Origin of the sequence: Lysobacter antibioticus, from assembly GCF_000731095.1 — a bacterium.
GTDB classification, from domain to species: domain Bacteria; phylum Pseudomonadota; class Gammaproteobacteria; order Xanthomonadales; family Xanthomonadaceae; genus Lysobacter; species Lysobacter antibioticus_B.
On sequence record NZ_JMTZ01000090.1, the window covers coordinates 1 to 24,907 of the forward strand.

The 24,907-nt window shown below is 67.5% G+C and carries 19 protein-coding genes and 1 pseudogene; 16 read left to right on the top strand and 4 right to left on the bottom strand.

Features of this window, described 5'->3' with window-relative positions; genetic code table 11:
• Window positions 1–299: 299 nt before the first annotated feature.
• Entirely contained in the window at window positions 300–2,405 is a 2,106-nt protein-coding gene (locus EX88_RS0120510) for a TonB-dependent receptor family protein (RefSeq protein WP_036149645.1), read from the top strand.
• A gap of 18 nt (window positions 2,406–2,423) precedes the next feature.
• Here EX88_RS0120510 and EX88_RS0120515 read toward each other — a convergent pair whose 3' ends face one another.
• The 4 genes and pseudogenes from EX88_RS0120515 to EX88_RS0120530 form a co-directional block, all read right to left on the bottom strand.
• Window positions 2,424–4,679 carry a DUF5916 domain-containing protein gene (locus tag EX88_RS0120515; RefSeq protein WP_031373850.1) on the bottom strand — a complete coding sequence of 752 codons (2,256 nt, stop codon included), beginning with the start codon at window positions 4,677–4,679 and terminating at the stop codon, window positions 2,424–2,426.
• Between the two features lie 230 nt (window positions 4,680–4,909).
• Complete coding sequence (locus EX88_RS0120520) at window positions 4,910–6,340, bottom strand: DUF3734 domain-containing protein (RefSeq protein WP_081931297.1); 1,431 nt, start codon at window positions 6,338–6,340, stop codon at window positions 4,910–4,912.
• A 205-nt stretch (window positions 6,341–6,545) separates the two neighbouring features.
• Window positions 6,546–7,346, bottom strand: coding sequence for a 3-hydroxybutyrate dehydrogenase (locus EX88_RS0120525; RefSeq protein WP_031373852.1), 801 nt, complete (start codon window positions 7,344–7,346; stop codon window positions 6,546–6,548).
• A 1,002-nt stretch (window positions 7,347–8,348) separates the two neighbouring features.
• Window positions 8,349–8,813 (bottom strand): annotated as a pseudogene (locus tag EX88_RS0120530) (SET domain-containing protein); the annotation flags it as partial.
• Between the two features lie 263 nt (window positions 8,814–9,076).
• Here EX88_RS0120530 and EX88_RS0120535 point away from each other — a divergent pair.
• The 15 genes from EX88_RS0120535 (at window position 9,077) to EX88_RS0120605 (ending at window position 24,695) form a co-directional block, all read left to right on the top strand.
• Window positions 9,077–9,538 (top strand): SUF system Fe-S cluster assembly regulator, encoded by a 462-nt coding sequence (locus EX88_RS0120535; RefSeq protein WP_031373854.1) that lies wholly within the window; start codon window positions 9,077–9,079, stop codon window positions 9,536–9,538.
• A gap of 16 nt (window positions 9,539–9,554) precedes the next feature.
• Window positions 9,555–11,045 (top strand): Fe-S cluster assembly protein SufB, encoded by a 1,491-nt coding sequence (gene sufB / locus EX88_RS0120540; RefSeq protein WP_036149647.1) that lies wholly within the window; start codon window positions 9,555–9,557, stop codon window positions 11,043–11,045.
• Window positions 11,042–11,701, top strand: a complete 660-nt coding sequence (locus EX88_RS0120545; protein ID WP_031373856.1) for a hypothetical protein — start codon at window positions 11,042–11,044, stop codon at window positions 11,699–11,701. The genes sufB and EX88_RS0120545 overlap by 4 nt, the downstream gene beginning before the upstream one ends.
• 73 nt (window positions 11,702–11,774) lie before the next feature.
• Window positions 11,775–12,539, top strand: coding sequence for a Fe-S cluster assembly ATPase SufC (sufC, locus tag EX88_RS0120550; protein WP_031373857.1), 765 nt, complete (start codon window positions 11,775–11,777; stop codon window positions 12,537–12,539).
• Between the two features lie 90 nt (window positions 12,540–12,629).
• On the top strand, window positions 12,630–13,925 hold the full coding sequence (sufD, locus tag EX88_RS0120555) for a Fe-S cluster assembly protein SufD (RefSeq protein ID WP_031373858.1): 1,296 nt from the start codon (window positions 12,630–12,632) through the stop codon (window positions 13,923–13,925).
• A gap of 100 nt (window positions 13,926–14,025) precedes the next feature.
• Window positions 14,026–15,261, top strand: coding sequence for a cysteine desulfurase (locus EX88_RS0120560; protein WP_031373859.1), 1,236 nt, complete (start codon window positions 14,026–14,028; stop codon window positions 15,259–15,261).
• Window positions 15,258–15,803 (top strand): GNAT family N-acetyltransferase, encoded by a 546-nt coding sequence (locus tag EX88_RS0120565; RefSeq protein WP_031373860.1) that lies wholly within the window; start codon window positions 15,258–15,260, stop codon window positions 15,801–15,803. Before EX88_RS0120560 ends, EX88_RS0120565 begins: the two co-directional genes overlap by 4 nt.
• 208 nt (window positions 15,804–16,011) lie before the next feature.
• On the top strand, window positions 16,012–16,335 hold the full coding sequence (locus EX88_RS0120570) for a Rieske (2Fe-2S) protein (RefSeq protein WP_031373861.1): 324 nt from the start codon (window positions 16,012–16,014) through the stop codon (window positions 16,333–16,335).
• A 447-nt stretch (window positions 16,336–16,782) separates the two neighbouring features.
• Complete coding sequence (locus tag EX88_RS0120575) at window positions 16,783–19,080, top strand: TonB-dependent receptor (protein WP_031373862.1); 2,298 nt, start codon at window positions 16,783–16,785, stop codon at window positions 19,078–19,080.
• A gap of 93 nt (window positions 19,081–19,173) precedes the next feature.
• Window positions 19,174–19,860, top strand: coding sequence for a Fe2+-dependent dioxygenase (locus EX88_RS0120580; RefSeq protein WP_031373863.1), 687 nt, complete (start codon window positions 19,174–19,176; stop codon window positions 19,858–19,860).
• Window positions 19,861–19,916: 56 nt separating this feature from the next.
• The gene (locus tag EX88_RS0120585; protein ID WP_031373864.1) at window positions 19,917–20,549 is read left to right on the top strand and encodes a PepSY-associated TM helix domain-containing protein; all 633 of its coding nucleotides are present in this window, start codon (window positions 19,917–19,919) and stop codon (window positions 20,547–20,549) included.
• Window positions 20,550–20,597: 48 nt separating this feature from the next.
• A complete protein-coding gene (locus EX88_RS0120590) occupies window positions 20,598–21,113 on the top strand; it encodes a DUF2271 domain-containing protein (protein WP_031373865.1) in 516 nt (171 codons plus the stop codon).
• A 111-nt stretch (window positions 21,114–21,224) separates the two neighbouring features.
• A complete protein-coding gene (locus tag EX88_RS0120595) occupies window positions 21,225–22,034 on the top strand; it encodes a DUF4198 domain-containing protein (protein ID WP_031373866.1) in 810 nt (269 codons plus the stop codon).
• Window positions 22,035–22,131: 97 nt separating this feature from the next.
• Window positions 22,132–23,046, top strand: coding sequence for an FAD:protein FMN transferase (locus tag EX88_RS0120600; RefSeq protein WP_200875879.1), 915 nt, complete (start codon window positions 22,132–22,134; stop codon window positions 23,044–23,046).
• Window positions 23,043–24,695: a sulfite reductase subunit alpha gene (locus tag EX88_RS0120605; RefSeq protein ID WP_081931301.1), complete on the top strand. Its 1,653-nt coding sequence runs from the start codon at window positions 23,043–23,045 to the stop codon at window positions 24,693–24,695. Before EX88_RS0120600 ends, EX88_RS0120605 begins: the two co-directional genes overlap by 4 nt.
• The last annotated feature ends 212 nt before the right edge of the window (window positions 24,696–24,907 follow it).

Genomic DNA, 24,907 nt, shown 5'->3' on the forward strand with positions numbered 1-24,907 from the left:
TCCCTGTCCCGATGAAAAACGGCGCGCATCCTTGCGCGCCGCCCTCCGGGTCTTCTGTTGCCTTCGCTAGTGCAAAGCGACGCACAGCAACGGCAAAAGCCACAGCAAAGGCAGGGGCAACAACGGCAACACGGCTACCTATCGTTCGCCTCCGTAACCGACGCCGGCCATCGAACCGACGCGGTCGCGGCTCGCGCCGCTCCTACCCTCAAATCAAGAGCACCCCACTGCGGCGTTATGCCGCATCCACCCCGACAACCGCCTGACTACGCTTGCCGGCTCCCACCCCGGACCCCGCCATGCGCGCCGTCACATTTCGCCTCTCCCTGCTCGCGCTGGCCACGATTCTCACCTTCGCTCTCCACTCGCATCGTGCATACGCGCAGTCGACGGAAACGCCTGCCATCGGAGGTTCGGCCCCGGCCGATCATTGGTCGTCGGCCAAGACCCTCGACTCGGTGCGGGTGTTCGGCCTGAGGGGGCAGCCGCTCGCCGTCGACGGCATCGAGCAAGCGCGCGAGCGTCTCCACGAGCGCGCCGGTGCGACCGGGCTGGTCGACGGCGAGTCCTATCGCGGCGGCCGTGTCAGCACCCTGACCGATGCGCTGGGTTACGCCGCCGGTGTGTTCGTGCAACCGCGTTTCGGCGCCGAAGAAGCGCGGTTGTCGATCCGCGGCTCCGGCCTGCAACGCACCTTCCACGGGCGCGGTCTCGAGCTGTTGCAGGACGGCAGCCCGCTCAACCTCGCCGATGGCGGTTTCGACTTCCAGGCGGTCGAGCCCTTGTCGTCGCGCTATATCGAGGTCTATCGCGGTGCCAATGCGCTCGAGTTCGGTGCCGCCACGCTCGGCGGCGCGATCAACTTCGTTTCGCCGACCGGGTACGACACCGCCCCCATCAGTCTGCGCGTCGAAGCCGGCGACTTCGGCTATCGTCGCGGCCAGGTCGCTCTCGCCGGCGTGTCCGGCCGTGGCGACGGTTATCTGAGCCTGAGCGGTCTGCGTCAGGACGGCTTCCGCGATCATGCCGAGCAGGAAAACTATCGCGTGTTCGGCAACGCCGGTTTCCGCTTCAGCGACACGCTCGATGCTCGCGTCTACCTGACCCATGTCGACACGCGTTCGGCCTTGCCGGGCAATCTGACCCTGGCCGAATCGCGACGCAACCCCACCCTCGCCGCGCCGGGCAATCTCGCCTTGAACCAGCGCCGCGACTATCGCCTCGACCGCATCGCCGCCAAACTCGCCTGGGCCACGTCCGAGACCGGCACGCTCACGCTTTCGCTCTACTACGCCGACAAGTCGCTCGACCACCCGATCTTCCTGGTGCTGCGCCAGGAAAGCCGCGACACCGGTGTCGACCTGCGTTGGCGCGGCGAGTCGCAATGGTTCGGCCGCCGCAACGTGCTGATCGCCGGCGCCGCCTTCGCCCAGGGCGACATCGAGGACGATCGTTTCTTCAACATCGCCGGCCACGCCGGCGCGCGCAGCAATCGCTTCGACCAGCGCGCGCGCAACGCCAAGCTCTATGTCGAGAACCAGACTTGGCTCGCGCCGAGCTGGGTGCTGGCCGTCGGCGCGCAGGCGCTGCATTCGCAGCGCCGCTCGCAGGACCGCTTCATCACCGGCGGCCGCGACGAGAGTTTCTCCCGCGACTATTCCGGTATCAGCCCCAAGCTCGGCCTGCGCTACCTGCTCGATGCGCATACCCAGCTCTACGCCAACATAAGCCGCAGCCTGGAGCCGCCGAGTTTCGGCGAGCTCAGCGGCGGCCCCGGGGTGACCCAGGTCGACCGGCAACGCGCGGACAGCGGCGAAATCGGCCTGCGCCTGGATCGCGACAAGCTGTCGGTCGACTTCGCCCTGTATCGCGCCCACATCGACGGCGAGCTGCTCTCGCTCAGCGACGGCAGCGGCAATCCGCTCGGCACCGTCAATGCCGACCGCACCATTCACCAGGGCATCGAACTCGGCCTGGGTTGGCACCCGGCCGAGCACTGGACCTTGTCGGCGAACTATCTCTACAACGACTTCCGCTTCGACCGCGACCGTGTCTACGGCGACAACGACCTCGCCGGCGTGCCTGCGCAGCAGCTGCGCGCCGAACTGCGCTGGTCGCCGGGCGAGTACTTCTATCTCGCCCCGAACGTCGAATGGACGCCGCAGGACTACTGCATCGACCACGCCAACAGCTTCAGGGCGCCGGGCTACACCATCGCCGGGCTGCGCATCGGCGGAAAAGTCGCCAAGGACTGGTCGTGGTTCGCCGACGCCCGCAACCTCGGCGACCGCAAGTGGATCGCCAGCAGCAGCGTGATCGCCGATGCGCGCGGCCAGGACGGCCGCAACTTCCTGCCCGGCGACGGCCGCTCGCTCTATCTTGGCCTGGAGTGGCGGCCGCGCTGAGGCGACCGCCGCCCCGGCTCAGATCTCGAACCGATACGACAGCTTGACCAGCAACTGCTCGCTGTCGCGCAAGTCGAAGGCATCGCGGAATTCGCGGCCGACGCCGCGGTCCATCCGGCCTTCCTCGAACATCTCGCCGCCGCGCACGTAGGCGATGTAGAGATAGGACAGCGGCGCCAGTTCGTAGCGATAGCGGATCTGGAAGCCCAGGTTGCGCACGCGGAAATCCGGGATCGCTTCGTCGACCGCGAGCGCGCGGCCGCCGGCATCGACGCGATAGGCCTGTTTCAGGCGTGCATCCAGGCCGATGGTTTCCAGGCGCACGCGCAGTTCCTGTTTGTCGTCGATGAACCACTGCAGGCCCGCGTCCAGCACCAGGGTATCGGCACGGAACGCGCCGAGGCGGTTGCCGCCGCGCCACAGCAGCCAGTCGGGCGCGTGGCTGTATTCGAAGCCGGCGAACAGGATCAGGCGGTCGTTGAACTGATAATTCGGCTCCAGATAGAGGCTGGTTTCGCCCTCATCGATGCCGCCCAGGCCGTCGGCGCTGTAGCCGGCCTCGACGGCCAGCGACCACGGGCTGTCGCCCTGCCGCGGCAGCAGGCGCTCGTAGTTGACGAACAGGCGCGACGGCACCCGCAACACGCCGTTGCCGCGGGTGATCAGGTCGTCGTGGCCGGCCGTCCACAGCGCGACCTCGGCGAACTCGTTGCCGCCGTTGCGCAGCTCGCCGCGGCGGGTGATCGCGAACGCGTCGGCTATGTGCACGCCGTCGTCGCTGTAGCGGCGCGAAGCGGCGTAGTGCCAGTCGTGCGAGGCATAGGACGAATCGGCCGGCAGGTCGGTGACGCGGCGGCCCAGGTCGTAGCGCAGGTAGTTGAAGTTGTTGCGCTCCAGATAACCGAAGTCGTTGAGCTGCAGATCCTTGCCCAGGTGCAGGCCGTACAGTTGTTGGCGCCAGCCGCCGCCCATGTCGTAATCGACCCGGATCTGGCCACCGCTGTCGCGCAGGGCACGACCGCCTTGCTCGATGTCGGAGGCCACCAGCGTGCCGCGGATCGCCCACTGCGGGTTCGGCGTCCAGCGCTGGTCGAATTCGTAAACGTCGGCCTGGCGGTCCAGGAACGGGCGGTCCACGCGCGTGACCATCGCGCCGAGGCCGAACGCGGCGAAGTCGCGAGTGGCGCGCACCGCGTAGAAATCGCGGCCGACCTCGTCGCCTTCGTTGGCCGCGAACAGGCCGTAGTTGAAGCCGCCGGCGCTGCCGTTGAGCTTGAGTGCGGCGGTGACGTCGCCCGAGCCCAGGCCGTCGTCGGTCTTGCCGCCGACGCGGCGGGTGTAGATCAGGCGGCTGTTGCTGTTGTACGAACCGAAGGGCAACTCGAAGAAGCCCTGGTTCTCGGTGAAGAACGGGCGCTTGTCGCTGAAGAAGGATTCGGTGGCGCTGAAATTGACGGTCAGCTCGTCGCTTTCGACCTGGCCGAAATCGGGGTTGATCGTCGCGCTGAGCTGGAACTTGCCGCTGGGCTTCCAGAACAGGTCGGCGCCGGCGTCGAAATCGCCGTCGTGGCCGACCGCGTCGCCCACCCCGACCACGTACGGCGTGATCGCCAGCAGCGACTGGCTGTAGGCCGGCACTTCGATGCGGTTGAACGCGGACAGGAAGCGCGCTTCGGTGTAGTGCACCGCCGGCCACGAGGTGCGCTCGCCGGTCGAGGCGATGACCCGGTCGAGTTCGATGCCGAGGGTGCGAGTGCCGCCGGCGACGTCGCGCATCGGTGCGATATGCCAGGGGATCAGCATCTCCGCCGACCAGCCGTTGTCGTCCTCGGCGGTGGCGTGGCGCCAGTCGCCGTCCCAGTCGTCGTTGAACTGGTTCTCGCTGGTGATGGTGGTGTCGACGATGCTGTTGGCCAGGGTCACGGTGAAGTTGTAGCCGGCACGGCCGTCGCCGTCGAAGTCCACGTAGAGGTTGACCCGGTCGACGGTGGCGTTGCCGTCGCGCTGGGTGTGCTGGCGCAGGCGCGGCACGCCGGCCGGCTGGTGATTGCGGAAGGCCACGGCGAGCCCGTCCGGAGTCGCCAGCAGCCAGGCCTCGGTCGGCTGCGAAGCGGCCGCGCGCGACAGCGGCTGGGTCAGGCGGAAGTCGTCGATGCGCTGGGCGCCGCGCCATTCCTCCGGGTCGATGCGGCCGTCGATCTCCAACCCATAGGCGCAGGGAGAGGCGATCGCAGCCGAGGTCGCGAGCAGGGAGGTAAACAGATTCTTGCGCATACAGCAGCCCCGGTGATGCGGATTGACCGCATAGCGAGTGCCTGCCCCGGCCCTCGTCGATGACGGATCGCGGCGAACGGTGTCGCGATGCCGCGCAGACTAGCGGTGCGGCGGCTTTTCACCGCATGGCGTAAGTCATGGCAACCCTTGGCCGCCGACGCGCATCCTTGAGTTCGGCGACCGGTCCGCAGGGCTGAATGCGCGCCCGGTTACGCCCCGACTCGCCCGGCTCAGGGCGCGGTGGCGTCGTGGGTGACGAAAGCCGATTCGCCGGCCGGCAGTTGCATCCAGTCCGGATGGGCCAGGGCCCGGGCGATGTCGGACTGGCCGGACAGCCAGTGCTCGCGCATGGCCACGCGGCCGAACTGGTAGTCCTTGAAGTGGCCGATACGGGCGCGGTCGCGGTAGATCAGGTGGATCACGCTGTAGCGGCGGTCGCAGGCCAGCTCGGCGGCGTGCTGGGCCCAGGGGTTGCTCGCACGCACGTCCTCGGGGATTTCCTCGAGCAGTTCGCGCAGCAGACGCCGGTAATGCTGGAACACCCGCTGGGTGTCGGTGATCAGGCGGGTGCGGCTGGAGTATTGGATTTCTTTCTGCCGCTCGGCGACGTCGAGCAGGGTCTGCGGCAGGTCGCCGCGCGCGTTCCACAGGTCGACCTGGAACACCAGGGTGTCGCGGCGCGGCGACGAGGTCAGCACGTGCGACAGCGGGGTGTTCGAGACCAGGCCGCCGTCCCAGTAGTACTCGCCGTCGATCTCGATGGCCGGGAACGCCGGCGGCAAGGCGCCCGAGGCCAGGATGTGGCGCGCGTCCAGGCGCATCCGGGTGTTGTCGAAATACTCCAGATTGCCGGTGCGCACGTTGACCGCGCCGACCGAGACCCGGATGCCGCCGTCGTTGAGTCGGTCGAAATCGACCATGCGTTCGAGCGTGGCGATCATCGGCGAGGTGTCGTACAGGCTGGCCGCCGCCGGCCCGGGCACCGCGAACGGGTCCTGGCCGAGCCACGCGCGCGGACGGTAGAAGCCGTTCTGGCCCTCGACGATCGCGCGCCAGGCCTCCCAGGTATCGAGCCAGGCACGGGTGTCGGCATCGAGATCGGCGAACCGCGCTTCCTGGCCGAAGGTGGTCGAGGGCAACAGGGTCGGTTGCGAGATCGTCGCCCAGAACTCGCGCAGCGCGTCCATGCGTTTGTCCGGCGGGTTGCCGGCGATGATCGCGGTGTTGAACGCGCCGATCGAAATGCCGGCGATCCAATTGGGCGCGATGCCGGCTTCGTACAAGCCTTGATAGACGCCGGCCTGATAGGCGCCGAGCGCGCCGCCTCCCTGCAGGACCAGGGCGATGTTCTCAGGCAACACCGAGGTTTCGGCGCGGATGCGCTCGCCCGCGGCCTTGGCCGCACGCGAGGCGGCCTGCTTGCTGGCCGCGCGCTTGGGTGGAGTCGCCGGCTTCGGCACGCGCTTGGCCGGCGCGCGTGCGACGGGTGAGCGTGCGGCGACGCTGCTGCGCCTGGAGGGTTCCTTGGACGGCTCTTTGCGGGCCGGGGTCTTCGTAGATGGATCTTTCTTGGCCGCCGTCGCCGGCTTGGGATCGCGCTTGGCCGGCGTCCGCGATGCGGGTTCGCGCTGCGGCGGTGTGGAGCGCTTGCTGCTGGGCATTGCGGTTGCCTCTTCGGAAACTTTCGCGGCGGTCAGGCGCCCATGGTGCTTCGCTTGCGCCGTTATCGCCGTGAAGACCGATGGCGCGGCGAAGCAGCAAGGGGCAACGGCAGCCCCCTGCCCCCCTCCTCAAAGGGGGGAAGCCGAAGGGACTTCAGCGTCTTGTAACGATGAAGCCCATCCACGCTGCTTTCGCAGACGCCCGTTACTGCATATACCAACCATGGCTGACCACGAAGCTCTGCCCGGTCAGCGCCGCACTCGGGAATTCGGCGAGGAAACGCACGGTCTGCGCGACGTCCTCGACGGTGGTGAACACGCCGTCGACGGTGTTGCCGAGCATGACCTTCTTGATCACCTCGTCCTCGCTGATGCCGAGCTCCTTGGCCTGCTCGGGGATCTGCTTGTCGACCAGCGGAGTGCGCACGAAGCCCGGGCAGACTACATGGCTGCGCACGCCGTGTTTGGCGCCTTCCTTCGCCAGCACCCGCGACAGGCCCAGCAGGCCGTGCTTGGCGGTGACGTAGGCCGACTTCAGCGGCGAGGCCTCGTGCGAATGCACCGAGCCCATGTAGATCACGGTGCCGCCCCGGCTCTGGCCTGAACCGTTGTCCTTGTACATATGCGGCAGCGCCGCCTTAGTGGTCAGGAAAGCGCCGTCCAGATGGATCGCGAGCATCTTCTTCCAATCGGCGAAGGCGTAATTCTCGATCGGATTGACGATCTGGATACCGGCGTTCGACACCAGGATGTCGATGCCGCCGAGTTCGGCGACCACGCGTTCGATGCCGGCGTTGACCGCGGCCTCGTCGGTGACGTCCATGGCCACGCCGATCGCGCGGCCGCCGTTGCCGGCGATCTCGTCGGCGACAGCCTGGGCCCCGGCCTGGTTGAGATCGGCGATCGCGATCGCGGCGCCGGCGCGGGCCAGCTCGTGGGCGATTTCCTTGCCGATGCCGCTGGCGGCCCCGGTGACGACGGCGACCTTGCCTTGGATCGAACTCATGGCGACTCCTGGATACGGTGCGAAGGGAAGAAGGGCGTTGCGCCGCGCGATGCGCGAACCGGCGACCATTGTCGCCGCCGCACGTTATCGCGGCGTGGCGGCCGGCGCACCGCAGTGTCCCGTCGCGGCGACGAAGCGGCTATCGGACCTTCGTACCCGCTTGGGGCTTTGCGGGATCGGGCGGGAAGGGCACGAAGATATCGGCCGAGCGTTGGTCAGAACGACCGGGCGCTGCATTGGAGGCCGGCCTGCGGACCGCACCCAGGATTGCAGGGCGGTCGCGTCGCGCGTCGAAGCCGCGCGGTCGCGGCTTGCGCCGCTCCTACCCCGAAGCAGCCCTGCCGTTGCCGTTGCTTAAAGAGCTGTGCGCCATTTTGCACTCGCGAAGCCAATCGAAGACCCGGAGGGCGGCCCGCAGGGATGCGGGCCGTTTTTCATCGGGACAGGGATGTCCCGTATGAAAAAGCCCCGCGTCAGCATCGAACGCGCGGGCTTGTGATTATGACAAAAGAAAGTAACCCGCCACTTTAGTGGCGGAAGCTTTTGGCGTTTGATCTTGATATTGCTTGAGCGATACGCCGCGAGACCGAAACAACGCGGTCGCGGCTCGCGCCGCTCCTACCCTTGCGACAGCCCGCCGCTTCGGTGGGTAGCATCGGCATTGTCGCCTCTGCGCATCCCTTGGTCGCGGCTCGCGCCGCTCCTACTCTGCGACAACACGCCGCTTCGGTGGACGACGTAAGCCATATTGCCTCTGCGCATCCCGCGATCGCGGCTTATGACCGAAGGAAATCCGCTAGGACGCCGCTCCTACAGGGGCGGGATGCCGCCTTCGGACTACCCGGCGGGCACCCGAGGACCTCCTCGATGCCCGCGGTGCGCGCCATCAGCCCGGAACTGCGCCGGGCCGGAAACCTCTCAATCCTTCTTCTTGCCCTTCTTTTTGTCTTTCTTTTTCTTCTTGTCTTTCTTCTTGTCCTTGTCCTTCTTCGCCTTTTTGTCCTTCTTCGGCTGCAGCATCGTCCCGGTGCAATTCGCCGATCCGCAGCGGCACTCCCAGATCTTCTTCAGTTCCTTGGTGTGCTTCTCGGCCAGGGTGATGCCGTAGTTGTAGGACAGTTCCTCGCCCGCGGCGATGTCGCGAACCGCCTCGATGAAGACCCGGTCGCGGCGGCGGTCGTCGCCGTCGTCCTCTTCCAGCACCGCCTCGCAGTTCGGCGAGCAGCTGTGGTTGATCCAGCGCGCGGTATTGCCTTCGTGGTTGGCGTCGATCACGTACTCGTCGTTGAGCGTGAACAGGAAGGTATGGCCGGAGTCGGCGTCGCCGGTCTCGCCCGCATCGACCTCTTCGTGGGTGCGGCGGCTGCCCTTGTACTCGACGACCCGCTCGCCCTTGGCGATCGGTGCAATGGCGAACACACCATTGCCGTGAATGGCGGAACGACGGGCGGCGATCTTGCGCGGCATAGCGAATCCCAAAATGACGAACCAGCATTCTGACGTGCTTGAACGGCCTTCGCTATCCAGGTCCCTCCGCACAGCCGACGGCCTGTATGCATCGGGCCAAATCTCAGGCCAGACCTCGGGCCGGACCTCGGACCAGGCCCCTCACCGCGGCCAGGGCCCGGACCGCCCCCGCGATACGCCTGAATCGCGCAAAACCCCCGGCTTGGCCGCGCCCGGAGAAAAACGTACAATTTCGGTACGAATTACCCCGAGCGGCCCCGCCGATGCTCCGCGTCACCAAACTCACCGACTACGCCACGGTCGTCCTGACCGTCCTGGCGGCCCAGTCCGACCGCGTCCTGAGCGCGTCGGAGCTGGCCGAGCGGGCGGGTCTGGAGGCGCCGACGGTCAGCAAACTGCTCAAGCCGCTGGCCCAGGCCGGTCTGGTCGAGGGGTTCCGCGGCGCCAACGGCGGCTATCGCCTGGCCCGCCCCGCCGACGAAATCGGCCTGATCGAGATCGTCGAGGCAATGGAAGGCCCGCTCGGCATGACCGAGTGCAGCGTCCACGAAGGCAATTGCGGCCTCGAACACCAGTGCGGCGTGCGCGCCAACTGGCGCCGCATCAACGACGTGGTCATCGAAGCCCTGAGCAACGTCACCCTTGCCCAGATGCTCGCCCCCACTCCTTCCTTTTCACCCGAACCAGCCGGCCGGCGCATCGATCTGCGCCTGGCCGGCGCTTAGACAGTAGGCAGCCGCCATGGCCACCGACATCATCAAGACGCCCGCTCCCTCGGGCGACATCGCTAATCGCCCGCTTCAGAACGAGGCGATCCACGAACAGCTCGGGCGTCGCTACGAAGCCGGTTTCATCACCGACATCGAATCCGACAGCCTGCCTCCGGGCCTCGACGAGGACACCATCCGTGCCCTCTCGGCCAAGAAGGAAGAGCCCGAGTGGATGACGCAGTGGCGACTGGAGGCTTATCGCCACTGGCTGACCATGCCGATGCCGCATTGGGCCAAGCTCAACATCGCCGCGATCGACTTCCAGGCGCTCAGCTACTACAGCGCGCCAAAGGCCAAGTACAAGTCGCTCGACGAAGTGCCCGAAGAGCTCATCGCCACCTACGACAAGCTGGGCGTGCCGCTGCACGAGCGCGCGCGGTTGGCCGGCGTCGCGGTGGACGCGGTGTTCGACTCGGTCTCGGTCGGCACCACCTTCCGCAAGGAACTGGCCGAGAAAGGCGTGATCTTCTGCTCGATGTCGGAAGCGATCCGCGAGCAACCCGAGTTGGTGAAGAAGTACCTCGGCAGCGTGGTGCCGACCGGCGACAACTTCTTCGCCGCGCTCAATTCGGCGGTGTTCTCCGACGGCAGCTTCGTCTTCATCCCCAAGGGCGTGCGTTGCCCGATGGAGTTGAGCACCTATTTCCGCATCAACGCCGGCCACACCGGCCAGTTCGAGCGCACCCTGATCATCTGCGAGGACAAGGCCTACGTCTCGTACCTCGAAGGCTGCACCGCGCCGATGCGCGACGAAAACCAGCTGCACGCGGCGGTGGTCGAACTGGTCGCGCTGGAAGACGCCGAGATCAAGTACTCGACCGTGCAGAACTGGTATCCCGGCGATGAGAACGGCGTCGGCGGCATCTACAACTTCGTGACCAAGCGCGGCGAATGCCGCGGCGCGCGCAGCAAGATCAGCTGGACCCAGGTCGAGACCGGTTCGGCGATCACCTGGAAATACCCCAGCTGCGTGCTGCTCGGCGACGATTCCAGCGGCGAGTTCTACTCGGTCGCGCTGACCCATCACCGCCAGCAGGCCGACACCGGCACCAAGATGATCCACATCGGCAAGCGCACCAAGTCGAAGATCATCAGCAAGGGCATCAGCGCCGGCCGCGGCCAGAACACCTACCGCGGTCTGGTCAAGATCGAGAAGAACGCCGCCGGTGCGCGCAACCACACCCAGTGCGACAGCCTGTTGATCGGCAAGAAGTGCGGGGCGCATACCTTCCCCTACATCGAGGTCAAGCACCCCGATGCGACCGTCGAGCACGAAGCGACCACCTCCAAGATCAGCGACGATCAGCTGTTCTATTGCCGTTCGCGCGGCATCGGCGAGGAAGACGCGGTGTCGATGATCGTCGACGGCTTCTGCAAGTCGGTGTTCCGCGAGCTGCCGATGGAGTTCGCGGTCGAGGCCAAGAAGCTGCTCGAAGTCTCGCTGGAAGGTTCGGTCGGATGAAGCCCGCACCCTTGCTCCCGGCGCTGCTGGCCGCGGCGCTCGCCGCCTGCTCGGCTGCGCCGGCCCCGCCGACCGCGGCGTCGGCTCCTGCACCGGCGACCACGGCCGCCGCGGCTCCGACGCCCGCCACCGCGGTCGCGCCGGTCGAGGCGCCGCTGGCCCCGCCGGGCACGATCAAACACGCGCTCGCCGACGGCGAGTACCTGTTGCCGTTCACCATCGCGCCCGAGCAAGCCGAGACCCACGACCCGCGCGTGCTGCAATGGAGCGAACACCCCTGCGGTGCGACCCCGTATGCGCGGGTGCGCGCGCTGCCGCTCGACGACAAGCTGCTGATCGCCGACGAGGTGATCGAAATCGACGACGCCGGCCAGGAACTGCGCCGCTGGCGCAAGCCCTTCGAGGCCGACGTGGTCGCCATCGACGGCGAGCGCCTGCGCCTACGCAGCCTCGACGGCAACGGCGTCGAACGACTGCTGTGGACCGACCCGGCCGGCACCCTGGCGCCCGCGCAAGTCGCCGCCGAGGCCGAACCGCGCCGGTTCGATTGCCCGGCGCTGAAAGCCTTCGCCGGCTCCGATTTCGTGCAATGCCTGGAGTACGCCGATGCCGGCGGCGCCAAGCGCAAGCTCGCCTACGAAGGCGTCTGTACCTGAGCGCGGGCCCTCGCCGCCCGCCTTCCGACCCGATACCGGCGCCGCCGCGCCACTCAGTTTTCTGGACACCCCCATGTTGAAGATCGAAAACCTCCACGTCCAAGTCGCCGGCAAGGACATCCTCAAAGGCCTCTCGCTCGACCTGCAGCCGGGTCAGGTGCACGCGATCATGGGGCCGAACGGCGCCGGCAAATCGACGCTCGGCAATATCCTCGCCGGCCGCGAGGGCTATGAGGTGACCGAGGGCACGGTCGAATTCGAGGGCCGCAACCTGCTCGAACTGGAGCCGGAAGAACGCGCCGCCGCCGGCGTGTTCCTGGCCTTCCAGTACCCGGTCGAGATCGCCGGCGTCAACAACACCTATTTCCTGCGCGCTGCGCTCAACGCTCAGCGCAAGGCGCGCGGCGAGGCCGAGCTCGACTCGATGCAGTTCCTCAAGCTGGTGCGCGAGAAGCTCGCTGTGCTGCACCTGAAGGACGAGTTGCTGCACCGCGGCGTCAACGAAGGCTTCAGCGGCGGCGAGAAGAAGCGCAACGAAATCTTCCAGCTCGCCCTGCTCGAACCCAAGCTGGCGATCCTCGACGAGACCGACTCCGGCCTCGACATCGACGCGCTCAAGGCCGTCGCCGACGGCGTCAACGCACTGCGTTCGCCCGACCGCGCCTTCCTGGTCATCACCCACTACCAGCGCTTGCTCGACTACATCAAGCCCGACGTCGTGCACGTGCTGGCCGACGGCCGCATCGTCGAGAGCGGCGGCCCGGAGCTGGCCCTGGAACTGGAAGCGCACGGCTACGAATGGCTCAAGGACCGCGTCGCACCGGAGAGCGCCGCGTGACCCCGCCCCGCCACGCCGCCATCGACTTGCATACGCAGGCCCGGGCCTGGGCCCCGACACGTTCCGCCGCGCCTGCGCGAGGACACTGACATGAGTCTGCTACTCGAAGGATTCGCCGCTTCGTTCGAGCAATTGTCGGCACGCGAAGCCGCCGGCCTCGGCCCGACCCGCCGCGCCGCGCTCGATGCGGTGCTGCGCGACGGCCTGCCCGGCCCGCGCAACGAAGCCTGGAAGTACACGCCGCTGCGCGCGCTCGACCGGCGCGCGTTCGCCGCCGCCGATCTCGCCCCGGGCGGCTTCGACGCCTCGGCCATCGCCGGCATCCCGACCCCGCGCATCGTCTTCCACAACGGCCGCTACGACGCCGTGCACAGCGACCTCAGCGGCCTGCCGCAGGGCGTTTCGCTGCAGCCGCTGTCGCAGGTGCTGGCGATCGACGACGCCCGCGAAACCAATTTCCTCGCCCGCCGCTTCGACCGCAGCGACGAGATCTTCGCCCGCCTCAACGCCGCCCTGGCCGACGAAGGCGCGGTGCTGCGCGTGGACGCCGGCGTGCAGGTCGCAGGCGCGATCCATTTCGTCTTCGTCGGCAGCCCGGTCGCCGGCGACCGCGCCTGGCATTTGCGCCACCTGGTCGAGTTGCGCGAAGGCGCATCCCTGACCTTGGTCGAGCACCAACTCGCGGCCGACAGCCACACCCACTTGTCCAACAGCCTGACCCACGTGCACCTGGCGCCGAACGCATCGCTGTCGCATGCGCGCGTGCAGGACGAGGCGACCGGCGCGACCGTGGTCGCACGCACCGACGCGGTGCTCGCGCGCGCCGCGCAGTACCGCCGCATCGATCTCGAACTCGGCGCGGCGCTGTCGCGGCACGAACTCAACGCCGCGCTGCATGGCGAGGCCGCGCAGGTGCATGCCAACGGCGTGCTGCTCGCGACCGGCCGCCGCCATCTCGATACGCGCCTGGGCATCGACCACGTCGGCCGCGACAGTCAGTGCCAGCTGACCTGGCGCGGGCTCGGCGCCGGCCGTTCGCGCACCGCCTTCCACGGCGGCATCCTGATCCGCGAAGGCGCCGACGGCAGCAATGCCGCGCTGTCGAACAAGAACCTGCTGCTCAACGAAGGCGCCGAGATCGACACCCAGCCGGTGCTTGAGATCCACGCCGACGAAGTCCAGGCCGCCCACGGCGCTACCGTCGGCCAGCTCGACCCCCAGGCGATGTTCTACCTGCGTTCGCGCGGTTTGCCGGCCGAACAGGCGCGTGCGCTGCTGACCGCGGCGTTCTGTCGCGAGACCTTGTCGGTGCTGGAGGACGAGAGCGCGCGTTCGATGCTCGAAGTGCGCTTGAACCTCGCCCTCGAACGCCTGCAAGTCGTTTGAAACGAAGAACGAGTGCGCAGGAGAGAGTAACGAGTTCCAGCACGCTCTTACTCGTTTCTCGCTCCTCTCCACTCGTTGCTGGCTCCACCGGACCTTACCGATGACCGTCGCCCAAGCTCCCTCGATCGATTGGACCGCCGTCCGCGCCGACTTCCCGGTGCTGACCCGCGAGGTCCATGGCAAGCCGTTGATCTATTTCGACTCGGCCAACACCGGCCAGAAGCCGGCCGCGGTGATCGAGGCGGTCGACGATTTCTATCGCCACCACAACGCCAACGTCAGCCGCGCCGTGCACGCGCTCGGCAGCGAGGCGACCGAGGCCTACGAAGGCGCGCGCGCCAAGCTCGCCCGCTTCCTCAACGTGCGCGTCGAGGAACTGGTGCTGTGCAGCGGCACGACCTTCGCGATCAACCTGGTCGCCTACTCCTGGGCGCTGCCGCGCTTGCGCCCCGGCGATGCGATCGTGCTTACGCGCATGGAGCACCACGCCAACATCGTGCCCTGGCAGCTGGTCGCCCAGCGCACCGGCGCGACCATCAAGGTCGCCGAGATCGACGAACGCGGCCAGCTCGACCTCAACCAGCTGTACGCGCTGCTGACGCCCGAGGTGAAGCTGCTCGCGCTGACCCACGTCTCCAACGTGCTCGGCACCGTCAACCCGGTGCGCGAGATCTGCCGCGAAGCGCGCAAGCGCGGCATCGCCACCCTCGTCGACGGCTCGCAGGCGGCGCCGCACCGGCCGCTCGACATCGCCGCGATCGGCTGCGATTTCTATGCGATCACCGGCCACAAGATGAGCGGCCCGACCGGCACCGGTGCGCTATGGGCGCGGCGCGAACACCTCGATGCGATGCCGCCCTTCATCGGCGGCGGCGAGATGATCAAGGAAGTGCGTTTCGAGGGCACCGTGTTCGCCGACGGCCCGCGCAAGTTCGAAGCCGGCACGCCGAACATCGCCGGCTTCGTGGGCCTGGGCGCGGCGGTCGATTACCTGTCGGCGCTCGGCATGGCACACATCGACGCCCACGAGCAGGCCTTGCTGGCCTACGCCAACGAAGCCTTGTCGCAGGTGCCCGGCCTGCGCATCTTCGGCCAGGCGCAGGAGAAGGCCGCGGTGATCAGCTTCCTGGTCGAAGGCGCGCACGCGCACGACCTGGCGACCCTGCTCGATCTGGAAGGCGTGGCGATCCGCTCCGGCCACCACTGCGCGCATCCGCTCATGCAACACTTCGGCGTGCCGGCGACCTGCCGCGCCTCGCTCGCGTTCTACAACACCCACGACGAGATCGACGCGTTCGTGGCCGCCCTGAACAAAGTCCGCAAACTGCTCGCATGACCCACGACACTCTGAGTTTTCGCGCCGCCACCCTGGCCGACACCGACGCCCTCGTCGACCTGGTCGAATCGGCTTATCGCGGCGATTCCAGCCGCGCCGGCTGGACCACCGAAGCCGACTTCCTCGACGGCCGCCGCACCGGCGCCGACGACATCAAGGCCTGCCTCGACCGTCCGCAGAGCGTGATCCTGATCGTCGAGCGCAACGGCGCCGACGCCGCACCCGAGCTGCTCGCCTGCGCGCATGTCGCGGCCGAGGACGGCGCCGGCTACTTCGGCATGTTCTCGGTCAAGCCGACCTTGCAGGGCGGCGGCATCGGCAAGCGCGTGATCGACGAAGCCGAACGCATCGCCCGCGAGGACTGGAAGTTGCCGGCCATGCGCATGACCGTGATCGACATCCGCGACGAGCTGATCGCCTTCTACGAACGCCGCGGCTACGTCCGCACCGGCCACTACAAGCCCTTCCCCTACGGCGACGAGCGTTTCGGCCTGCCCAAGCGCGACGATCTGCGCTTCGAGGTGCTGGAAAAGACGTTCTGATGTCCGTGGGCTGAGGCCTGGTTGAGGCGTCGGGGTTAAAACGACGCCCCGTCGTCCTGGTCTCCACTTCGCCCGCTTTACGATCCGGCCTGCATCCCTTGGCCGGTCGCATCCATCGGCAAGGCCAGGAAAGCGCGCCGTGCACACCGGCCCTGCCCGCTTCTACAATGCCTCGCAACGCACTGCCAGCTCTTCAGGAAAGCAAGCCATGGGCGACTGGGTTTTCGTCTGCGCCACCTCGCAATTGCTGCCCGGCGAATCGACCGTCGCCTGGGACGGCGACACCGCGATCTTCGTATGCAACTACGACGGCGATTTCTACGCCCTCGAAGACCGTTGCTCGCACGAAGACTTCGAGCTGTCCGCCGGCGCCTTCGACGGCGAGGAGGCCACGGTCGAATGCGTCCTGCACGGCGCCCGCTTCGACGTACGCGACGGCCGCCCCTTGTGCGCGCCGGCCTACGAGCCGGTGGTGAAGTTCCCGGTCAAGGTCGAAGACGGCGGGGTCTGGACCCGCGACGACCGCGAGTAAGCGGCGCCTCGTTTCGATCGTTGTCGCTGTAGCTGTTCCCCCTTTGGAAAAGGGGCCGGGGATTTTCCTTTCGCTTCTTCTCCACGCGGGCAAGAGCAAATCCCCCGCGCCGAAACCGCATTGGACTTCGTGCCTGCATCGGGCGCTCGCCCCTTTTTTTCAAAGGGAGCCCGGTCGAACGCTGCGATTGGGGTACGGCGCGAGCACGGTGCTTCACGGTCGCGGCTTGCGCCGCTCCTACCCTTTGAAGCACCGATGCCGGGCGCTTGTATCGCGGCCCAACACGCCCCCTGCGCCCGCCAAGCCCCCGTTTGCGCACGCATTTACACCGGAAACGGTTACAAGACCCTCGAATTGTTCACAATTCGTTGCAAATGAGAATCCATCTCATTAAGATTGCGGACTGACGCGGCCCCGCGCCGTTTATCCGCAATCCAGAGATCCCCCATGACCACGAAGTTCGTCGTGTCGCCGCTCGCCGGTGCACTTGCCCTCGCCCTCAGTCTGCCCGTGCTCGCCGCCCCGGCGCCCGAACCCCAGGCCAAGGACCTCGACGGCGTCGCGGTGCACGGCCAGCGCGTACAGAAGGCCAGCAGCGGCAAGTACACCGCGAACCTGCGCGACACCCCGCAGACGATCAGCGTGATCGACCGCACCACCATCGACGGCCAGAACCTACTCTCGCTGACCGACATCCTCAGCACCCTGCCGGGCATCACCTTCGGCGCGGGCGAAGGCGGCGGCGGCTTCGGCGACAAGATCAACCTGCGCGGCTTCGACGCCAGCAGCGACATCACCGTCGACGGCGTGCGCGACAGCGGCCTTTACAGCCGCACCGACCCCTTCAACCTGGAAGCGGTCGAAGTCGTCAACGGCGCCAACTCGGTCTACTCCGGCGCCGGCTCGGTCGGCGGCACGGTCAACCTGGTCAGCAAGAGCGCCGGCCTCAACGAGTTCCACAAGGCCTCGATCGCCGCCGGCACCGACAGCTACACACGCGTCACCACCGACAGCAACTTCGTGCTGGGCGAAGGCTCGGCGCTGCGCCTCAACGCGATGGCACACCAGAACGACGTACCGGGCCGCGACGTCGAGCAGAACGAGCGTTGGGGCGTGGCCGCATCGCTCGCCTTCGGCCTCGGCAGCGACACCAGCTGGACCTTGAACTACCTGCACCAGGAAGACGACAACACCCCGCAATACGGCCTGCCGTTCTTCAACGGCGACGTGCTGCCGAGCATCGACCGCGGCAACTACTACGGTTACAGCAACATCGACCGTCAGGACATCCAGCTCGATTCGGTCACCTCAATCGTCGACCACGCCTTCAACGACAATTTCAAGATCCGTAACCTGACCCGTTGGCAGCAGGCCGACCAGTTCTCGCTGGTCGACGCGGTCCAGGGCACCTGGTGCCTGGCCAACAACCTCACCCCGACCGGCACCAGCTGCGGCAGCACCCGTCCCGGCAACTACAGCCCGAGCGGCCCGCGCGGTTACGGCCGCGATACCCGCAACACCACGCTGTACAACCAGACCGACCTGACGGTGAACTTCAACACCGGCGCGATCGAACACAACCTGGTCGCCGGCTTCTCGGTGCTGCACGAAGAATTCGACCTCGACGTCACCAGCGATTTCCGCAACCCCAACGGCACCAACCCGTTCCTCGCGGGCTTGCCGCAGATGAACATCGCGCGTCCGGACCACACCTACCGCGGCCCGCTCAACCGCACCCTAACCGGCCGCACCGAAGGCGAACTCGACAACCGCGCGATCTACGTGTTCGACACGCTCAAGTTCAACGAGCAGTGGCAGCTGAGCCTGGGCGCGCGCTACGAGCGCAACGAGGGCGAGACCATCAATGCGGTGGTCGTGCAGGCACCGACCGCGGCGAACCAGCCGCTGCCGGCCCAGCCGATCGGCACCGTCACCGGCTACGGCGTGCCGTTCAAGAGCAACGACGACCTGTTCTCCTACCGTGCCGGACTGGTTTACAAGCCGGTCGAGAACGGCAGCATCTACATCGCCTACGGCAACTCGAAGACGCCGTCGAAGGCCTCGGTCAACGGTTCGTGCACCGCGCAGACCTGCTCGGTCGATCCGGAAACCGCGGTCAATTACGAAATCGGCACCAAGTGGGACTTCCTCGACGGCCGCCTCGCCCTGACCGGCTCGGTGTTCCGCAACGAGCGCGAGAACTACAAGGTCGCCGACCTCGACAACCCGGCCAACCTGTCCGGCCTGCAGCAGCTCGACGGCAGCGCGCGCGTCGACGGCTTCATGATCGGCCTGTCCGGCCTGATCACCGACCAGTGGGCGGTCTACGCCAACTACGCGCGTCTGGACAGCGAAGTGCTGCAGGGCGTGTCCGACTTCCAGGCCAACCTGGGCCGGGACTACACCAAGGGCGATCGTCTGACCCAGGTGCCGGAAGACTCCTTCAGCCTGTGGACCACCTACGACATCAGCCCGCGTTGGCAGGTCGGTTACGGCGCGACCTTCCAGGGCAAGATCTGGCTGACCCAGCACAGCGCGACCAACCTCAACGGCCCGCTGACGACCTACGGCAGCTACTGGACCCACCGCGCGATGGTCAACTACAAGATCAACCGCCAGGCCTCGCTGCAGCTCAACATCAACAACCTCACGGACGAGGAGTACTTCACCCGCATCCGCAACAACGGCTGGGCCACCCCGGGCGACGGACGCCAGGTGGTGCTGAGCGCCAACTTCGCCTTCTAAGTGGTATCGAACCTCGAGTTCACGTTCTAATCGGACTTCCATCGTCCAGGCGCGCCGCCCGGGTCCTCCCGGGCGGCCGCATTGAGGAAACCCATGCTGCTGCACGTGCCCAAGGTGCTCACCGCCGAACAGGTCGGCCATTGCCGCGAACGCCTGGCCCAGGCCGGTTGGAGCGACGGCCGGATCACCGCGGGCCACCAGTCGGCCAAGGCCAAGGACAACGCGCAACTGCCCGAGAACGACCCGGTCGCGCGCGAGCTCGGCCCGATCATCCTCGACGCGCTGTCGCGCAACCCGACCTTCTTTTCCGCGGCGCTGCCGCAGCGGGTCTACCCGCCCCTGTTCAATCGCTACGCCGGCGGCCAGTCGTTCGGTTTCCACGTCGACAACGCGATCCGCTACGACCGCAGCCGCGGCGGCATGGACGCGGTGCGCACCGACCTGTCGGCGACCCTGTTCCTGAGCGCGCCGGAGGAGTACGACGGCGGCGAGCTCGTCATCGAAGACACCTACGGCACCCACCCGGTGAAGCTGGCGGCCGGCGACCTGGTGCTGTATCCCGGCACCAGCCTGCACAAGGTCACCCCGGTCACCCGCGGCGAACGCCTCGCCTCGTTCTTCTGGATCCAGAGCCTGCTCGCCGAAGATTCGCAGCGCCGGCTGATGTTCGAGCTGGACGTGTCGATCCGGCGCCTGACCGCCGACGTGCCCGATCATCCCGCGCTGGTCCAGCTGACCGGCGTGTACCACAACCTGTTGCGGCGCTGGAGCCAGACGTGAGCGCGGCCAGCCGCGACGATCGCGCGATCAAGACCGGCTCGATCAAAGCCGGCCCGATCAAGGCCGCTTCGGGCACGATCGATCCGAATCGTCGCGCCTATTGGCTCAAGACCCTGCACCGCTGGCACTGGATCAGCGCCGCGGTGAGCCTGGTCGCGCTGCTGCTGTTCTCGGTCACCGGCATCACCCTCAACCACGCCGCCCAGATCGAATCCGAACCGGTCGTGGTCAACGTCAAGGAAACCTTGCCGGCGAGCCTGCTGCGCGGCCTCAAGCGCGAGCATGCCGCCGACGCGCCCTTGCCCGGCGCGGTCAACGACTGGCTCGCCGATGCGTTGGACGTGCGCACCGCCGAACGCAAGGGCGAGTGGTCCGATGCCGACGTCTACGTCTCGCTGCCGCGTCCCGGCGGCGACGCCTGGCTCAGCATCGACCGCGAGAGCGGCGCGATCGAATACGAACGCACCGACCGCGGCTGGATCGCCTGGCTCAACGATCTGCACAAGGGCCGCAACACCGGCGCGGCCTGGCGCTGGTTCATCGACCTGTTCGCGGTGGCCTGCCTGTTGTTCGCCTCGACCGGCCTGTGGCTGCTGCAACTGCACGCGCGCCAGCGTGGCAAGACCTGGCCGCTGGTCGCGGCGGGCCTGGCGGTGCCGCTGCTGCTGATCATCCTGTTCATGCACTGACCCATTCGCTTTACGCATTCCCCGCTTTAGAACTCCCAGGAGCGATCCATGAAGCTGTCGTCTTTCAAAGTGCTGATCCCGGCGATGGTGCTGCCGATGCCGGCGCTCGCGGCCGATCTCGAACTCAACATCGAGATCCCGCGCATCAACGCCGCCGAGTACCACCGCCCCTATGTCGCGGCCTGGATCGAAAAGGCCGACAACAGCGTCGCCAGCAACCTCGCGGTCTGGTACGACCTCGACATGAAGAACGGCGAAGGCACCAAGTGGCTCAAGGACATGCGCCAGTGGTGGCGCCGCAGCGGCCGCACCCTGCAGATGCCGGTCGACGGCGTCAGCGGCGCGACCCGTCCGGTCGGTCAGCACGCGGTTTCGTTCAAGGGCAACAGCAAGGCCCTCGCCGGCCTCGCGCCGGGCCGCTACACCCTGGTCGTGGAAGCCGCGCGCGAAGTCGGCGGCCGCGAAATGCTGACGATCCCGTTCGAGTGGCCGGCCAAGGCGCAGAACCTGTCGGCGCAGGGCAAGACCGAACTCGGCAAGGTGAAGGTGGTGGTGAAGCCCTGAAAGCCGGGAATCGGGAATCGGGAATCGCGCGAGCGGTCTCCGACTCCTGTTCCATCCCGGCTCTTCCCCTAACGATTCCCGATTCCCGATTCCCCATTCCCGGATAAAAACATGAACCTCAAACTTCTCGCCGCCGCCGTCGTCGCCACGTTCGCGCTCGCCGGCACCGCCCAGGCGCACAAGGCCTGGCTGCAGCCTTCGCAGACCGTGTTCTCCGACAAGGGTTCGTGGCTGACCGTCGACGCCGCGGTCTCCAACGACCTGTTCTATTTCAACCACGTGCCGTTGCCGCTGGAGCGCCTGCAGATCACCGCGCCCGACGGCAGCGCCGTGCAGCCGCAGAACGGTGCGACCGGCAAGCTGCGCAGCGTGTTCGACGTCGAGCTGTCGCAGGAAGGCACCTACAAGGTCGCGATGAACAACGAAGGTCTGTTCGCCAGCTACAAGCTCGGCGGCGAAGCCAAGCGCTGGCGCGGCAAGGCCAGCGAGTTCAAGAGCGGCATCCCGGCCGGCGCCACCGAGGTCAATGCCTCCGAAAGCCTCGGCCGCGTGGAGACCTTCGCCACCGTCGGCAAGCCGAGCACGACCGCGTTCAAGACCACTGGCAAGGGCATCGAGCTGGTGCCGGTGACCCATCCGAACGATCTGTTCGCGGGCGAAACCGCGAGCTTCCAGTTGCTCGTCGACGGCAAGCCGGCGGCGGGCCTCAAGGTCGAAATCGTGCCGGGCTCGACCCGTTATCGCGACCAGCAGAACGAAATCAACGTCACCACCGGCAACGACGGCAAGTTCGAGGTCAAGTGGCCGCAGGCCGGCATGTACTGGCTGGAAACCACCAGCGAAGACGCCAAGACCACGCTGCCGGAAGCCAAGCAGCGTCGCCTGAGCTACGTCGCCGTGTTCGAAGTGCTGCCGCAGTAAACCGATGCCGGTGTCGACGCCGCAGGTGACGTGGTCGTGGTCGGGCGCATGGGATGCGCCCGAGGCGGCGTCGCTGCACGCGCTCGACGGCATCACCATGGGCACGCGCTGGTCGGTCAAGTTGATCGCCCGCGCCAGCGCGCTGCCGATGTTGGAACGCGGCATCCAGGCGCGGCTCGATCAAGTCGTCGCCCAGATGAGCACCTGGGAAAGCGATTCCGACCTCAGCCGTTACAACCGTTCCGGCGCCGGCAGTGTGCACGCGCTGCCGGCCGAATTCGCCGAAGTGATGGCGGCCGCGCTCGCGCTCGCCGCCGACAGCGACGGCGCCTACGACCCGACCATCGGCCCACTGGTCGATCTGTGGGGTTTCGGCCCTGCCGGCGCACGCGAGGCCGCACCCGACGCGATCGTGTTGGCGAACGCGCAAGCGCGTGTGGGCTGGCGCCGGCTGCGCTTCGACGCCGCCGCGCGCACGCTCGAACAACCCGGCGGCGCCTACGTCGACCTGTCCTCGATCGCCAAGGGCTACGGCGTCGACCGCGTCGCCGACTATCTGCTCGAACAAGGCGTCGCCGATTGCCTGGTCGAAGTCGGCGGCGAGTTGCGCGGGCACGGGCGCAAACCCGATGCGGCACCGTGGCGCGTCGCGGTCGAACAACCCGGTGGCAGCGACGACGAAGCCGCCGCGGTGATCGCGCTCGACGGCCTCGCCATCGCGACCTCCGGCGACTATCGCCGCTATTTCGACGCCGACGGCCGGCGTTATTCGCACACCCTCGATCCGCGCAGCGGCCGGCCGATCGCGCACCCGCTGGCTTCGGTCACCGTGCTGCACGCGCAGTGCATGCAGGCCGACTCCCTCGCCACCGCCTTGACCGTGCTCGGCGCGCATGCCGGCATGGCCTACGCGAACCGCCACGGCCTGGCCGCCTTGTTCGTGCTGCGCGAGGGCGAGGGCTTCGTCACTCGCACCACGCCGGCGTTCGTCGCCCGGCAGCGCAGCGCATGAGCAGCGTGGCGACCGCACCGCGCCGGCGCTTCGACCTCGGCGTCCTCGGCAATCTGCTGGTCGTGCTGGCGCTGGTCGCGCTCGCGATCGGTTTGTCGCAATGGCAGGCCGAACCCTTGCGTTGGAGCTTCCCCGGCCGTGGCCGTGTGTGGGCGGCGGGCGCGGTCGCCGCGCTGTATGCCGGCTTCGTCGCCGCCATCGCCGTCTCGCGGACGCGACGCGCGCGCGCGCAGGCCTTGCCGGCGATCACCGCGCAACAACGCGGCGATTGGCTGGTCGCCTTCGCCAGCCAGACCGGTTTCGCCGAACAACTCGCACGCCGCAGTTACGAGGCCTTGCGCGATGCCGGCCTGCGCGCCGACCTCGCCGTGCTCGGCACCCTCGACGCGGCGCAACTGGCGCGGTATCCGCGCGTGTTGTTCGTCGTCAGCACCACCGGCGAAGGCGATGCGCCCGACAGCGCGGCCGGCTTCGTCCGACGAGTCATGGCGCAGGCAGGCGAACTGTCGGCCACACGCTACGGCGTGCTCGCCCTCGGCGACCGCGAGTACACCGAGTACTGCGCGTTCGGCCATCGTCTCGACCACTGGTTGCGGCATTCCGGCGCCCAATCTCTGTTCGATCTGGTCGAGGTCGACAACAGCGAACCCGGCGCTCTGCGCCATTGGCAGCACCATCTGGGCCTGTTGGCCGGCCATACCGAGCTGCCCGACTGGAGCGCGCCTTCGTACCGCCCCTGGCATCTGCAGGAACGTCTGCTGTCCAACCCCGGCAGCGTCGGCGGCCCGGTGTTCCGACTGGGCCTGGTGCCGGCCGACGGCGACGCGCTCGATTGGCGCGCTGGCGATATCGCCGAGATCGGGCCGCGCAACAGCGCCGCCGATGTCGTGCAGTGGCTGGCGACGCTCAGCCTGGACGGCGCCGAAATCGTGCGGCACGCAGATGCGCAGGAGCCCTTGTCGGCCTTGCTGGCGCGCTCGCGTTTGCCCGATCCCAATGCCGTGCGGGGGCAAGGTGCGCAGGCCATCGCCGATGCGCTCAAGCTGCTGTCGCACCGCGAGTACTCGATCGCCTCGGTGCCTGCCGACGGTTCGCTGCAACTCTTGGTCCGCCAGATGCGTTACGAGGACGGCCGCTACGGCAGCGGCAGCGGCTGGCTGACCGAACATGCGGCACCAGGTACGGCGATCGACCTGCGCATCCGCAGCAACCCCTCCTTCCATGCACCGAGCGATGCGCGCCCGGTGTTGTTGATCGGCAACGGCACCGGCCTGGCCGGCCTGCGTGCGCTGCTCAAGACCCGGATCGCCGCGGGGTATCGCCGCAACTGGCTGCTGTTCGGCGAACGCAACGCCGCCTGCGACCTGCACTACCGCGCCGAACTCGACGCCTGGCAGGCCGACGGCGCGATCGAACGCGTCGACTACGCGTTCTCGCGCGACGGCGAGTCGCGGACCTATGTGCAGGATGTGTTGCGCAAGCATCTGGACGCGGTGCGCGAATGGATCGCGCAAGGCGCAGCCGTCTATGTCTGCGGCAGCCTCGAAGGCATGGCGCCAGGCGTCGAAGCGGTGCTGCATGAAGCGGTCGGCGTGGAAACGCTGGAGGCCATGGCCGCAGACGGTCGCTATCGGCGCGATGTGTATTGAGCGATCTCGGGCGTCTGAATCATCGCGGGGATGACCGATCCTGAGATGGTGGCTGCTGGGGATGTGGGTTCTGGTTCTGGGGTGCTGAGTGATCTCGTGCGTAGGAACCATCGCCCCTTTCACAAAGGGGGCCGACGCCCGGCGCGCGCATCGCTGCTGAGTGAGGGTCGGAGCGCGGGGGATTTGCTTTGGTTTGCTTCGCATACACCCAG